Here is a 730-nt window from a genome sequence, read left to right as displayed (position 1 = left end):
GGTCGTCGCCGACCGCGCCTATTTCATCTTCCTGGCGCTGTTGCCGTTCATCTTGGGTTCGCTGTCGCTGACGGTTCCGGGCGGCAACGGATTTCATCTGCCCGGCACGAACGCCGGGACACCGGACGAGGCGGCGCAGATCCTGGCGCTGCTGATGCCGGCCGCGGCGTTCATGGGCACCGCGCTGACGATCCGCGACCTGGTCGGCGAACGCCCGATCTTTCAGCGCGAGCAGGCGGTCGGGTTGTCGACGACGGCCTACCTGCTCGCGAAGACCGCGGTGTTCTGCGGCTTTGCCGTCCTGCAGTCGGCCATCATCACCGCGATCGTGGTGATCGGCAAGAGCGCGCCGACACGCGGCGGCGTCCTGCTCGGCCACTCGACCGCCGGGGCGACGGTCGAGCTGTTCGCCACCGTCGCGGCGACGTGTGTCGCCTCGGCGATTCTCGGCCTGGCGATCTCGTCGCTGGTCCGCTCCAGCGAGCAGATCATGCCGCTGTTCGTGGTGACGGTGATGGCCCAGTTGGTGCTCTGCGGCGGCATGGTTCCCGTGACCGGCCGGCTGGGACTGGACCAGCTCTCCTTCGCGATGCCCGCGCGCTGGGGCTACGCCGCGGCCGCGTCGACGGTGGATCTGCGGCACCTGGTGCCCGATTCGCTGCTGTCCCAGGACCGGTTCTGGCAGCACACGCCGAAGGTGTGGCTGCTGGACATGGGCATGCTGGCGGCG

At 69.3% G+C, this 730-nt stretch carries 1 protein-coding gene; it reads left to right on the top strand.

All coding sequences use genetic code 11. From position 1 onward, the window contains the following. Window positions 1-730: ABC transporter permease (locus A9X05_RS22710; RefSeq protein ID WP_156736918.1), on the top strand; the 730-nt coding region annotated here is incomplete at both ends.

This window comes from Mycobacterium sp. E3298 (assembly GCF_001666895.1).
In the GTDB taxonomy this organism is placed as follows: domain Bacteria; phylum Actinomycetota; class Actinomycetes; order Mycobacteriales; family Mycobacteriaceae; genus Mycobacterium.
Note: the sequence above shows the minus strand (reverse complement) of the source record. Positions and strands in the feature narration are given on the sequence as shown.